Origin of the sequence: Kocuria sp. CPCC 205258, assembly GCF_040981005.1 — a bacterium.
In the GTDB taxonomy this organism is placed as follows: domain Bacteria; phylum Actinomycetota; class Actinomycetes; order Actinomycetales; family Micrococcaceae; genus Kocuria; species Kocuria rosea.
In genome coordinates, this window is the sequence record NZ_JAVKPS010000003.1 from 131,856 (window position 1) to 144,711 (window position 12,856).

Below are 12,856 nucleotides of genomic sequence, written 5' to 3' on the forward strand. Positions count from 1 at the left end.
GGACCCCGAAGCTACGATCAACTGCACCAAGAGAAGAATGAGGGACCACATGGGAAGCCACAGTGACGGCACTCCCCACCAGTCGGGAACCGTTGCCACCACGGGCACCACGGCAATGGAGCGTTTCCCCGACCCCGGACTGCCCCCGCACCGCCCGCGCCTGACGGACATCGACTCCACGGCCGCCAAGCGCGCCGAACGGCAGGTCGTCCTGCTGTTCCTGATCTCGATCATCGGATCGATCCTGTTCTTCGTCGGGTACTTCGGCGTCCGCGTCGACGGACCCATCTACGACGTCACGAACACCGCGCCCACGCAGGCCCTCCAGCTGCAGAACCTGCTGCTCGGCCTCGGCGTCGCCCTGGGCATGTTCGGCATCGGTCTCGGCGTGGTCCACTGGGCCCGCACGCTCATGCCGGACCACGAGCTGGTCGAGAACCGGCACGCGGTGCGCACGGAGGAGCAGCGCGCCGAGGCGCAGAGCATCCTGACCACGATCTACGACGAGTCCGGGATCAAGCGCCGGCCGCTGCTGCGCAACACCCTCATCGGCGCGGCCGTGCTCGCTCCCCTGCCGTTCGTCGGCCTGCTGCGGGACCTCGGCCCGACCGATCTGGACGTCCTCAAGGAGACCCTCTGGGACGAGGGGATCCGTCTGGTGCGCGATCCCTCCGGCACGCCCATCAAGGCCTCCGACGTCACCCTCGGCTCCACGTTCCACGTGGTCCCCGAGAACCTGAGCGCCATCGGGCACAACGAGGGCTATCTCGACGAGAAGGCCAAGGCCGTGGTGCTGCTCATGCGCCTCGACCCGGGCACCGTCAACGTCTCCCCCGAGCGGGCCGACTGGAACGTCGACGGCATCTTCGCCTACTCGAAGGTCTGCACCCACGTCGGCTGCCCGGTCGCGCTCTACGAGCAGCAGACCCACCACCTGCTGTGCCCGTGCCACCAGTCCACGTTCGACCTCGCGAACGAGTGCGAGGTCATCTTCGGGCCGGCTGCCCGGCCCCTTCCCCAGCTGCCGATCACTGTGGACGACGAGGGCTACCTCGTGGCCCGCAGCGACTTCCAGGAGCCGGTCGGTCCGACCTACTCGCAGCGCGGTACCCATGTCGAGGAGATGCAGGGTGAGGCGAACTGATGTCAACGTCCACTGATTACGAGTACAAGCCCCAGACGGGCACCGGTCGGATCGCGAACTTCGTCGACACCCGTGTCGGCATGTCGCCGATCGTCAAGGAGTTCGGCCGGAAGATCTTCCCGGACCACTGGTCCTTCATGTTCGGCGAGGTGGCGCTGTACACCTTCGTCATCCTGCTCCTCTCCGGCACGTTCCTGGCCCTCTGGTTCGAGCCGTCGATGGCGGCCCTGGAGTACGAGGGCTCCTACGTCCCGATGCAGGGCGTCGAGATGTCCGCGGCCTACGCGTCCTCGCTCGACATCTCGTTCGACATCCGCGGCGGTCTCTTCCTGCGCCAGATCCACCACTGGTCCGCGCTGGTCTTCGCCGCCGCCGTGTCCGTGCACATGCTGCGAGTGTTCTTCACGGGCGCCTTCCGCCGGCCGCGCGAGCTCAACTGGCTCGTCGGCGTCGCGCTCTTCCTGCTCGCGATCGTCGCCGGCTTCACCGGCTACTCGCTCCCCGACGACGTGCTCTCCGGCAACGGTCTGCGCATCGCCGACGCGATCCTGAAGGCACTCCCCATCGTGGGCGCCTACCTGTCGATGTTCCTGTTCGGCGGAGAGTTCCCCGGCCACGACATCATCGCGCGCCTCTACATCCTCCACGTGCTCGTGATCCCGGCGATCATCCTGATGCTGATCGTCGTCCACCTCTTCATGGTCGTGGTGCACAAGCACACCCAGTTCCCCGGCCCGGGCCGCACCGAGAACAACGTCGTCGGCTTCCCCGTGGGCCCGATCTACGCGGCGAAGGCCGGCGGGTTCTTCTTCATCGTGTTCGGCATCATGGCGCTCATGGCGGGCACCACCACCATCAACGCGATCTGGAACTACGGCCCGTACGACCCCTCCCCGGTGCAGGCCGGTTCCCAGCCCGACTGGTACATGGGCTTCACCGACGGCGCCGTGCGCCTCATGCCCGGCACCTGGCCGATCAACTGGGAGTGGACGTTCTGGGGCATGTCGGTCCCGATGAACGTGCTGCTGCCGATGGCCCCCCTCGGCCTGCTGTTCGGCCTGATGGCCGCGTGGCCGTGGATCGAGCGGTGGGTGACGAAGGACGACCGGGAGCACCACATCCTGGACCGTCCCCGCAACGCCCCGTTCCGCACGGCCATGGGCGCCGCCGGCGTGACGTTCTACACGGTCCAGCTGGTCGCGGCCAGCGGTGACCTCATCGCCACGCACTTCAACCTGGCCGTCAACGACGTCCTGTACTGGCTGCGCGCCCTGTACTTCCTCGGCCCGATCCTGGCGTTCGCGATCACCCGCCGGATCTGCCTGGCGCTGCAGCGCAAGGACCGGGAGATCGTCCTCCACGGCCGTGAGACCGGACGGGTGCAGCAGCTCCCCCACGGTGAGTTCATCGAGGTGCACGAGCCCCTCGACGAGTACAAGCGGTACCGTTTGGTCAACATGCCCGACTACCAGATCGAGCCGGCCCAGCCGAACGCGAAGGGCAAGATCACGGCCACCGAGAAGACGCGGGAGCGGATCAGCCGCTTCTTCTTCGAGGACCGTGTCGCCCCCGTCACCCCCGCCGAGCTCGAGGCGGCGCACCACCACCACGAGGCAGATGCCCTCACCACGGGTTCCCAGGACCGGGAGCTCGTGCGCTGAGCCGGCAGCACGCCTGACAGGGCCCCGAGAGGATCACTCCTTTCGGGGCCCTGTCGCATCTGTGGACCCGTCGCCGGCGCTCGGACACGGCGGAGACACGACCGCCGGACTCCACCGACGGCCCTCAGTGCCGTTCCGGCGGCACGGAACCGGCGAACCGCATTCTCCCGGCTCTGCCGTCCCGGAGGCCCGCAGGACCGCGTCCGGGCCCTCCTGCCGGGGCGCTGCGACCGCGAGTGGCCGCTGGAGCCCGGGACTCCGCCGGAACCCACGTCCGGACCGGCACCGGTCTGTCGATGCACTGGGCCGGACCCGGAACCGTGCCACGGCTGGCACGCAGCTGAGGCGAATTCGTGCCAGAGCGGCGCAGACGACCAAGGAATGGTCCCTGCCGTGCTCGCCGACGTCTCCGGCGGCCCCCACGTGGGGCGGGCTGGTCCGGCACTGGACGGACGCGGGAGGACGCTCCGTGTCCTCTGGCATCGCGCGGCCAGCGGTGCGGCGGTGACGACCCGGTCAACGTCGAGAACGGTCCCGCGCGGAACACCGAGTCGCTGGAGGCGCACCATGACCAGACCGAGGACGTAGTAAGGGCGGTTGCCAGGGTGCACCGCCCGGGGATGGTCCTGCGCCTCAAGTTGTGCCCGGTGCAACAGGTGCCATCCCTGCATCGCCCGTCCGGTCGCGCCGGAACCCCTGAACGACGTGCCGGAGCCTCTGGACGACGCGCCGGGCCGCACGGAGCGGAGGCGCGGGCCGCTGCCCCGGACCGCGTCGTCGAGGCCGCGGACGGCCGTCGGCGCCGGTTCCCGAGGACTCCGGCTTTACCCGGGCCTCTGGAGCACCAGGTACCCCTCACACCGAGCGTCATCGCCGGCCACCCAGGGCCTTCCAGCGGCTGCCCCGCCGTCGGCCCCCTTCCCCAGGGCCCGCTGTGGCTGCCCAGGTCTCTCCCGTCGTCAGCCCCGTCCCTCGGGATCGCTGTGGCCGCCCCGGTCTCCCCCGTGCCGCGGGCGACCGCCGGCCGCCCGCGGCACGGGGACGCGAAAGGCCCCGGACACCAGGGTGTCCGGGGCCTTGTCGACGGTCGGCGTTCAGCCGCCCGTGTCAGTGGGCGTGGTCGCCGCGGGAGTACTCGAAGATCAGACCGACCAGGCCGAGCACCGCCAGGGGGGCGGCGAGGCCGAGGATCCACCAGCCCATGGCCAGCGCGGTGAACGCAAGGGCGCAGCCGGTGCCGAGCAGCAAGGGCCACCAGCTCCACGGGGAGAAGTGACCGTACTCGCCGGCGGACTCGACGATCTCGCCGTCGAGCTTGTCCTCGGGGAGGACGCCACCGGTGTTGCGGTTCACGAGCCACAGGTAGACGGCCAGCATGAAGGACATGGCGCCGACGGCCAGCAGCGCCGGGAACCCGACGAGCTCGTCGAACCGCGTGAGGAAGCCGTAGACCACGGCCACCAGGAAGCTGAAGCCACCGATGAGGATGAACAGTTTGATGGAGAGTTTCATGCTCAGCCCTTCCGCGTGGCGATGGCGCCGTCGTCGACCGGGGACTGCTGCGGGGACTCCGCGGCCAGCTCCGGGTGGTGCAGGTCCAGCGCCGGCCGCTCGGAGCGGATGCGCGGCAGCGAGGTGAAGTTGTGCCGCGGCGGCGGGCAGGACGTCGCCCACTCCAGCGATCCGCCGAAGCCCCAGGGGTCGTCGACCTCGACCTTGGTGCCGTTGCGCCAGGTCGTGTAGACGTTCCAGAACCACGGGATCATCGAGACGCCGAGGAGCATCGCCCCGACGGTGGAGATCTGGTTCATCCAGGTGAAGTTGTCCTCCGGCAGGTAGTCCGCGTAGCGGCGCGGCATGCCGTCCACGCCCAGCCAGTGCTGGATCAGGAAGGTCATGTGGAAGCCGAGGAACAGCAGCCAGAAGTGGATCTTGCCGATCCGCTCGTTGAGCATCTTGCCGGTGAACTTGGGCCACCAGAAGTAGAACCCGGCGAACATGCCGAACACCACGGTGCCGAAGATGACGTAGTGGAAGTGGGCGACCACGAAGTACGAGTCGGAGACGTGGAAGTCCAGCGGCGGGGTGGCCAGGATGACGCCGGTCAGGCCACCGAAGAGGAACGTGAACATGAAGCCCAGGACCCACAGCATGGGGGTCTCGAAGGTGATCGAGCCCTGCCACATGGTGCCGATCCAGTTGAAGAACTTCACGCCGGTGGGTACCGCGATCATCATGGTCATGAACGCGAAGAAGCTCAGCATCACGGCCCCGGTGACGTACATGTGGTGCGCCCACACGGTCACCGACAGGGCGGCGATCGCGATGGTCGCGAACACGAGGCCCTTGTAGCCGAACAGCGGCTTGCGGGAGAACACCGGGATGATCTCGGAGACGATGCCGAAGAACGGCAGCGCGAGCACGTACACCTCGGGGTGGCCGAAGAACCAGAAGAGGTGCTGCCACAGCACCGCTCCCCCGTTGGCCGGGTCGAAGATGTGCCCGCCCAGGGTCCGGTCCATGCCGAGTGCGAACAGCGCGGCGGCAAGCGGCGGGAAGACCATGATCACGAGCAGCGAGGTGATGAGCGTGTTCCAGGTGAACAGGCCCATCCGCCACACGGTCATGCCGGGGGCGCGCATCGCGATGATCGTGGTGATGAAGTTGACGCCGCCCATGATCGTGCCGAAGCCGGACAGGGCGAGGCCGAAGACCCAGAGGTCACCACCGGCGCCGGGCGAGAACGAGGAGTTGCTCAACGGCGTGTACGCGAACCAGCCGAAGGAGGCCGCGCCCTGCGGGGTGAGGAACCCGGCGGTCGCGATCAGCGAACCGAACAGGAAGAACCAGAACGCCAGGGCGTTGAGCCGCGGGAACGCGACGTCGGGGGCGCCGATCTGCAGCGGGACGATGACGTTGGCGAAGCCGACGAACAGCGGGGTGCCGAACATCAGCAGCATCAGCGTGCCGTGCATGGTGAACAGCTGGTTGTACTGCTCCTTGGTCTCCAGGATCTGCATGCCCGGCTCGAAGAGCTCGGCGCGGATCAGCAGCGCCATGACGCCGGCGATGCAGAAGAAGGCGAAGGAGGAGATCAGGTACATGTACCCGATCGTCTTGTGGTCGGTGGACGTGATCCAGTTGACGACCATCCGTCCCTTGGACCGGGGCACCACGCGCGGAGCGACAGTGGCTGCCTCGTCCCGTGAATACTCGAGTGTGGACACCGGTACTCCTTAGTTGTTAAAAGATTCTTGCTGCTGGTCGTCCGCGCCCGGGTAGGAGTCGCGGCTGTACTCCTCGCCCAGGGCCCCGGTCTGGCCGGCGTCGCGCAAGGACTGGATGTGGGCGTCGTACTCGGCCTGGCTGACCACGTTGACGTTGAACAGCATCTCCGAGTGGTACTCGCCGCAGAACTCGGCGCACTTGCCGAAGTACTCGCCCTCACGGCCCGTGGTGATGCTGATGTTGTTGGTGCGTCCCGGGAACATGTCCGCCTTCTCGAGGAACGCGGGGACCCAGAAGGAGTGGATGACGTCGCGGGAGGTGACCTGCAGCTCGACGTCGCTGTCGACGGGCAGGTACAGGGTGGGCACCCGCTCGGGGACGCCCTCCTCGCCGTCGAGGTGGCCCTGGATGCCGGTGTCCCAGACGTCGTCGGTCAGGTAGTTGAAGTCCCAGGCCCACTGCTTGCCGTAGACCTGGACGGTCACGTCCGGGTTGTCGTGCTGGGCCGTGATCTCGGCCTGGGTCCGCTCGGTGAAGAAGAACAGGGACATGATCAGGGCGATCGGGACGATCGTGTAGAAGACCTCGAGAGGGGCGTGGTAGGCGACCTGGCGCGGGTAGCCGGTCTCGTTCTTGCGCCGGCGGTAGGCGATCATGCACCAGAGCATGAGGCCCCAGGTCACCAGTCCCACGACGAGGGCCGCGATCCAGGAGCCGACCCACAGGTCGAGGATCATGTCGGCGTTGTCGGTGGTGCCACGCTCGGTGGGCATCCAGCCGAGCTTCGCCTCTTCCGAGCAACCCGTCAGCGCGGTTGCTGCCAGGACTGCTACCGCAGACACCTTCGCCGTGCGGCGCCGGAGGCTGTCGGTTCGTGTGTGCGAACTCACAGACGGCCCTTCCTCTTCTTCTCGTGCTCGTCGTCTGCGCGCCGAAGGCCCCGATTCGAAGAGCCCGGACACAGTCAGGTGGAATGTTTCCCTCCGAGCTTACCCCGTGTCGCTGACATCTGGTGACACAGTGTCAGCTTCCGCGCGGCGCTCGGAGGCCCCTCCTGGAGCTGTCCGCGGCACCCCCTGGGAACGCCGGGAGGCCCGCCGTCCGGACGGACGACGGGCCTCTCGGGAGGAGCAGACGGACTCAGTGGAAGGAGTCGCCGCAGGCGCAGGATCCCCCCGCGTTGGGGTTGTCGATCGAGAACCCCTGCTTGGAGATCGTGTCCTCGAAGTCGACCGTGGAGCCCTCGAGGTAGGGCACGCTCATCTTGTCCACGATGACCTCGACGCCGCCGAAGTCCCGCACGGAGTCCCCGTCCAGGATGCGCTCGTCGAAGTACAGCTGGTAGATGAGGCCCGAGCAGCCGCCGGGCTGGACCGCCACGCGCAGCCGGAGGTCGGTGCGACCCTCCTGCTCGAGCAGGGCGCGGACCTTCTGGGACGCGACGTCGGTCAGCTGGACGCCGTGGGTGGGCAGGCCGTCCACTGCGGCGCCGTTCTCGGTCGTGACGCTCATGATGCTCACTTTCTGTGGAGGGGTGCCGCACGGGGTCGGACCGGCGGCGGGTCTGTCACGGGCACAACGGATGGGCGATCGGGTTCATTCCCGGATCCGCTCCCCGGGGCGGGCGGCGTCGTCGAGGGCGAGCAGCATCAGCGTCTCCGCGACCACCGCGCGCTCGAACTCCGCCAGGTGCAGCGACTCGTTGGCGCTGTGCGCCCGGGAGTCCGGGTCCTCGACGCCCGTGATGAGGATGCCAGCCTCAGGATAGACCTCCATGAGGTCCGCGGTGAAGGGGATGGAGCCGCCGATCCCCGTCTCCACGGCGGGCCGGCCCCACGCCTCCCCCAGCGCCCACCGGGCGATCCGCGCGGACTCCGAGCTCATGTCGGTGCGAAATGACTGTCCCGTCTCCTCGAGCTCGAAGCGCACGTGCGCCCCGAACGGGACGTACTCCTCCACGTGGCGCCGCAGGGCCTCCGCGGCCTCGGCGGGGTCCTGGCCCGGCGCCGTGCGCAGGCTCAGCTTCGCGCGGGCGGATGCGGCGATGGTGTTGGCGGCGGTGTCCACGGGCGTGACGTCCATGCCCGTGACCGACAGCGCGGGCTGCGTCCAGAGCCGGGAGGCGATCGAACCGCGCCCGGCCAGCCGGACGCCCTCCAGGACCGCCGCGTCGGCCCTGAACCGCTCCTCGTCGTAGACCAGGTCGGTGCGGTCCTCGGCGAGCAGCCCCTCGACGGCGACAGCGCCGTCGTCGTCGTGCAGGGTCGCGATGAGCCGGGCCAGCAGCGTGGGTGCGTCCAGGACCGGGCCGCCGTACATGCCCGAGTGCACGGCGTGCTCGAGCACGGACAGCTCCACGACGGCGCCGACCATCCCGCGCAGGCTCGTGGTCAGGGCGGGCACGCCGACTTCCCAGTTGGCGGAGTCCGCGATGACGATGACGTCCGCGGCCAGCCGTTCCCGGTGGGCCTCCAGGAAGTCCCGGAAGGACGGGGAGCCGGCCTCCTCCTCCCCCTCCACGAAGACGGTCACGCCGAGGCCGAAGTCGTCGCCGCGGTGGGCGGTCGCGGCGCGCAGGGCGGCGGCGTGGGCCATCACCCCGGCCTTGTCGTCGGCCGCGCCCCGCCCGTAGAGGCGGCCGTCGCGCTCCTCGGCGACGAACGGTTCGGAGTCCCACAGCTCGCGCCGGCCCGGGGGCTGGACGTCGTGGTGGGCGTAGAGCAGCACGGTCGGCCGGCCGGGCGCGGGCCGGCGGTGGGCGACGACGGCGGGGTGTCCCGGCCCGTCGCCCAGGGGCACGCGCAGGATCTCCACCTCCTCCAGCCCGGCGTCCGCGAGCACGCCGGCCACGGCCACCGCACTGCGCTCGAGCTGCGCGGCGTCGAAGGACTCCCAGGCGATACCGGGGATCGCGACCAGCTCGACGAGCTGCTCGAGGGTCCGCGGCATGTCCGCGCGCACGGCCGCGCGCACGGTGTCGACGGGGACGGGGACGGTCGGGGCACAGGGCTCGCTCATGGCACCCACCCTATGTCCGGGGCCCGGCGGGGACCGGCAGGTCCGTCGGCTATCCTTGACGGGTGTTTGGACGCAAGAAGGAAGCAGACCGCGCAGGGTCCACGTCGGTGACCGCTGCGGCCGCCCCCACGGAACCGGTGGCCGCCCCGCGGCAGACCCCGGGCAAGGGCCGGCCCACGCCCAGCCGCCGGCAGCAGGAGGCGGCCCGGCGCCGGCCCCTGGTCCCGGAGGACCGCAAGGCCGCGAAGGCGCAGTCCCGCGACGCCGCGCGCGAGCAGCGGATGCGGGCGCAGGCCGGCATGGCGGCCGGGGACGAGCGGTTCCTCGGGCCGCGGGACCGCGGCCCGCAGCGCCGGTTCGCGCGGGACTGGGTGGACTCCCGGATCAACGTGGGCGAGTACCTCATGGTCGTGGCGCTGCTCGCGCTCGTCATCCTGTTCTTCCCCGTCCAGGACGTGGCCACCTACGGCGTCTACGTCATCTGGGCGCTGATGATCCTGGGCATCGTGGACGCCGTGCTGTCGACGGCCCGGATGAAGAAGGCCATGCAGGCGAAGTTCGGGACCGTGGAGCGCGGCGTGCGCTGGTACGCCGCGATGCGCTCCTTCACGATGCGCCGCCTCCGCCTGCCCAAGCCCCAGGTCGCCCGCGGGGAGCGCCCCTCCTGAGCCCCGGCCGGCCCGCGCCCGGTGCAGGGCCCGGCCGCGACAGGACTGCCCCCGGACCGCACGGTCCGGGGGCAGTCCTGTTCCCGCCGACGGGACGGCCGTCGGCGGCGCCCCGTCGGGACGGGAGCCGTCAGCCCCGGTGAGCCGTCAGCTCCAGGCGCGTCCCGCCCGGCGCGCCAGGCCCTGGTTGATGCGGCGCGCCCAGAAGGGACCCTCGTAGAGGAAGGCGGTGTAGCCCTGCACGAGGGTCGCGCCGGCGTCGAGGCGCTCCTGGACGTCCTCCGCCGTGGTCACCCCGCCCACGGAGACCAGCACCAGCCGGTCCCCCACGCGCTCGCGCAGCAGCCGCAGCACCTCGAGGGAGCGCCGCCGCAGCGGGGCCCCGGAGAGCCCGCCGGCCCCGTGGGCCTCGATCTCGGCGGGATCGGAGGCCAGCCCGAGCCCGGTGCGGGCGATGGTCGTGTTGGTGGCCACGATGCCGTCCAGGCCCAGGTCGAGGGCCAGGTCCGCGACGGCCAGCACGTCCTCGTCCGACAGGTCCGGGGCGATCTTCACGAGCAGCGGGACGTGCCGGTCCGCGGCCTCGTCGGCCGTGCGGCCCACCGCGCCGAGCAGCGGCCGCAGGCTCTCGATCTCCTGCAGCTGGCGCAGGCCCGGGGTGTTGGGCGATGACACGTTGACCACGAGATAGTCCGCGAGGGGAGCGAGGACCCGGGCGCTCTGCAGGTAGTCGTCCACCGCGTCCTCCAGCGGCACCGCCTTGGTCTTGCCGATGTTGACGCCGAGCACCGGACGGGCGCGGCCGCGGTGGTCCGCCTCGAGCTCGCGGCGCGCCTGCGCGAGGCGCGGGGCCACGGCCGCCGCACCCTCGTTGTTGAAGCCCATCCGGTTGATCACGGCCCGGTCCCGGACGAGCCGGAACAGACGGGGCCGGGGGTTGCCCGGCTGCGCCTGGGCGGTCACGGTGCCGATCTCGACGTGCCCGAAGCCGAGGTCGGTGAGGGCGCCGATCCCCTCGCCGCCCTTGTCGAAACCGGCCGCCAGCCCGAACGGGGACGGGAACCGCAGGCCCAGCGCCTCCACCTCGAGCGCGGGATCGGGCCGGGTGTAGACCCGCAGCGCGGTGCTGATCCGGGCGGCGCGCGCCGCCCGGATGCCGAGGAAGCCGACCCGGTGGGCCCGTTCGGGGTCCATCCGGGAGAAGACAGCCGTGAAGAACGTAGGGTAGAAGCGCATGGTCCCAGTCTTCCACAGGGCACTCCTCCGGCCGGGCGGCCGCGGAGGGGCTTGACGGACCGGCGCCCCGACGGGCCGCCCGCACGAGGAGAGGGCATGGGCGCTCCCCCGGACCCGTGGGTCCCCGACGTGCTGGGACCCGGCTTCCGCGCGCGGACCGTGGACCTGGACCCCGGCTCCGCCCCCCACTCCACCGCCACGGTGGTCCGCTACCGGCCGGGGGACGTCCCGCCCGTGCCGGGCCGGCTGCGCGGGGCCGTGCTGTACCTGCACGGGTGGTCCGACTACTTCTTCAACGCCGAGCTGGCCCGGACGTGCGCGGCCGCGGGCTACGCGTTCTACGCCCTGGACCTGCACGGCTACGGCCGGAACCTCACCGACGAGGTGCTCGCCGTGGAGGAGGGCCGCCCGGGCCACACCACGGACCTCGCGGACTACGACGACGACATCGCCGCGGCGCTCGACGTGATGGCCGAGGACGGTCTGCCCGGTCCGCGGGGGCGGCTCGTGCTGATGGGCCACTCGACCGGGGGGCTCACCGCGGCGATGTGGGCCTCACGGCACCCCGACCGGCTCGACGGACTGGCCCTCAACGCCCCCTGGATCGGCAGCCACGGCTCCGACGCCGTGGGCGCCGCCCTGCGCCCCCTGGTGGCCCGGCTCGCCGAGCAGCGCCCGGACTTCCCGGTGCGGGCCCGGCTGCGCAGCCACTACTACCGGGTGATCAGCGAACACGCGGAGGGCGAGTGGCCGATCGACGCCCGGTGGCGGCCCGAGACCAGCTTCGACATCACCCCGGGGTGGCTCAACGCTGTCCTTCAGGCTCAGGGTGAAGTTGCGAAGGGCTTGAACCTTCACCTTCCAGTGCTGGTGCAGACCTCGGCCCGCTCGTGCATCCGCCCCTGGTGGAGCGAGCGGATGCGCTCGGCCGACACCGTGCTGGACGTCCGGCAGATCCGCCGGCACGCGCCCGATCTGGGCACCGACGTGACGCTGCGCTCCTACGAGGGCGCCGTCCACGACGTGCACCTCTCCCGGCAGGCCGTGCGCCGGGCCGCGCAGACGGATCTCGCCGCCTGGCTGCGCGGTCTGCGACGGCGCCGGCCTCAGGCGGAGGCGCCGGGGCCGGCGACGCGGTCGACGGCTCCGCCGTAGCGCCGGTCCCGCCGGGCATAGACCTCGACGGCCTCCCACAGGGTGCGGCGGTCGACGTCCGGCCAGAGCACGTCCTGGAAGACGAGCTCGGCGTAGGCGGACTGCCACAGGAGGAAGTTGGAGATCCGCTGCTCCCCGGAGGAGCGCAGGAAGAGGTCGACGTCCGGCAGGTCGGGCTCGTCGAGGTAGCGCTGGACGGTCTTCTCGTCGATGCTGCGCGGGTTCAGGACGCCCGCCCGGGCGTCGGCGGCGATGGCGGCCGCGGCGTCGGCGATCTCGGCCCGCCCCCCGTAGTTCACGCACATGGTGAGGGTGACGACGTCGTTGTCGCGGGTGGCCCGCTCCGCCTCCTCCAGGCGGTTGATGACCGAGCGCCACAGGCGGGGCTTGCGCCCGGCCCACCGGATCCGGATGCCCCACTCCTGGAAGGTGGGCAGCTGGCGCTCCATGACGTCGGCGGTGTAGTTCATCAGGAACGTCACCTCGTCCAGGGAGCGCTTCCAGTTCTCGGTGGAGAACGCGTAGGCGCTGACGTACGGGATGCCCATCTCGATGGCCCCGGCCATCACCTCGATCAGGGCCGCCTCCCCCGCCTTGTGGCCCTCGTTGCGCGGCAGCCCGCGCTGGTTCGCCCAGCGCCCGTTCCCGTCCATGACCACGGCCACGTGCTGCGGCACGAACTGCCGCGGGATCGGCGGGGCGCTGGCGCCGCTGGGATGGGCGGGCGGGGCGGCAAAGCCGGGCAT

General features: G+C 70.7%; 11 protein-coding genes. 4 read left to right on the forward strand and 7 right to left on the reverse strand.

Going from position 1 to position 12,856, the window contains the following annotated elements; translation table 11 throughout:
- The first annotated feature begins 49 nt into the window (after positions 1–49).
- Both RF644_RS06545 and RF644_RS06550 read left to right on the forward strand, forming a co-directional pair.
- A complete protein-coding gene (locus RF644_RS06545) occupies positions 50–1,144 on the forward strand; it encodes a Rieske 2Fe-2S domain-containing protein (protein ID WP_368795915.1) in 1,095 nt (364 codons plus the stop codon).
- On the forward strand, positions 1,144–2,805 hold the full coding sequence (locus RF644_RS06550) for a cytochrome bc complex cytochrome b subunit (RefSeq protein ID WP_368795916.1): 1,662 nt from the start codon (positions 1,144–1,146) through the stop codon (positions 2,803–2,805). The genes RF644_RS06545 and RF644_RS06550 overlap by 1 nt, the downstream gene beginning before the upstream one ends.
- A gap of 1,107 nt (positions 2,806–3,912) precedes the next feature.
- On the opposite strand, the gene RF644_RS06555 is transcribed toward RF644_RS06550, so the two are convergent.
- From RF644_RS06555 to RF644_RS06575, 5 genes are all read right to left on the reverse strand, one after another.
- Entirely contained in the window at positions 3,913–4,317 is a 405-nt protein-coding gene (locus RF644_RS06555) for a cytochrome c oxidase subunit 4 (protein WP_368795917.1), read from the reverse strand.
- A 2-nt stretch (positions 4,318–4,319) separates the two neighbouring features.
- Positions 4,320–6,032 (reverse strand): cytochrome c oxidase subunit I, encoded by a 1,713-nt coding sequence (ctaD, locus tag RF644_RS06560; protein ID WP_095651087.1) that lies wholly within the window; start codon positions 6,030–6,032, stop codon positions 4,320–4,322.
- 9 nt (positions 6,033–6,041) lie between these two features.
- On the reverse strand, positions 6,042–6,923 hold the full coding sequence (gene coxB / locus RF644_RS06565) for a cytochrome c oxidase subunit II (protein WP_031283271.1): 882 nt from the start codon (positions 6,921–6,923) through the stop codon (positions 6,042–6,044).
- A 250-nt stretch (positions 6,924–7,173) separates the two neighbouring features.
- A complete protein-coding gene (locus tag RF644_RS06570) occupies positions 7,174–7,545 on the reverse strand; it encodes an iron-sulfur cluster assembly accessory protein (protein ID WP_017833990.1) in 372 nt (123 codons plus the stop codon).
- A gap of 84 nt (positions 7,546–7,629) precedes the next feature.
- Entirely contained in the window at positions 7,630–9,051 is a 1,422-nt protein-coding gene (locus tag RF644_RS06575; RefSeq protein ID WP_368795918.1) for a dipeptidase, read from the reverse strand.
- Between the two features lie 107 nt (positions 9,052–9,158).
- On the opposite strand from RF644_RS06575, the gene RF644_RS06580 reads away from it, so the two are divergent.
- A complete protein-coding gene (locus RF644_RS06580; protein ID WP_133410178.1) occupies positions 9,159–9,719 on the forward strand; it encodes a DUF3043 domain-containing protein in 561 nt (186 codons plus the stop codon).
- A 147-nt stretch (positions 9,720–9,866) separates the two neighbouring features.
- On the opposite strand, the gene RF644_RS06585 is transcribed toward RF644_RS06580, so the two are convergent.
- Positions 9,867–10,955 (reverse strand): quinone-dependent dihydroorotate dehydrogenase, encoded by a 1,089-nt coding sequence (locus RF644_RS06585; RefSeq protein ID WP_368795919.1) that lies wholly within the window; start codon positions 10,953–10,955, stop codon positions 9,867–9,869.
- A gap of 96 nt (positions 10,956–11,051) precedes the next feature.
- On the opposite strand from RF644_RS06585, the gene RF644_RS06590 reads away from it, so the two are divergent.
- Positions 11,052–12,110, forward strand: a complete 1,059-nt coding sequence (locus tag RF644_RS06590) for an alpha/beta hydrolase (RefSeq protein ID WP_368795920.1) — start codon at positions 11,052–11,054, stop codon at positions 12,108–12,110.
- Here the strand turns inward: RF644_RS06590 and RF644_RS06595 are convergent.
- The gene (locus tag RF644_RS06595) at positions 12,062–12,856 is read right to left on the reverse strand and encodes an isoprenyl transferase (protein WP_017833985.1); all 795 of its coding nucleotides are present in this window, start codon (positions 12,854–12,856) and stop codon (positions 12,062–12,064) included. The genes RF644_RS06590 and RF644_RS06595 overlap by 49 nt on opposite strands.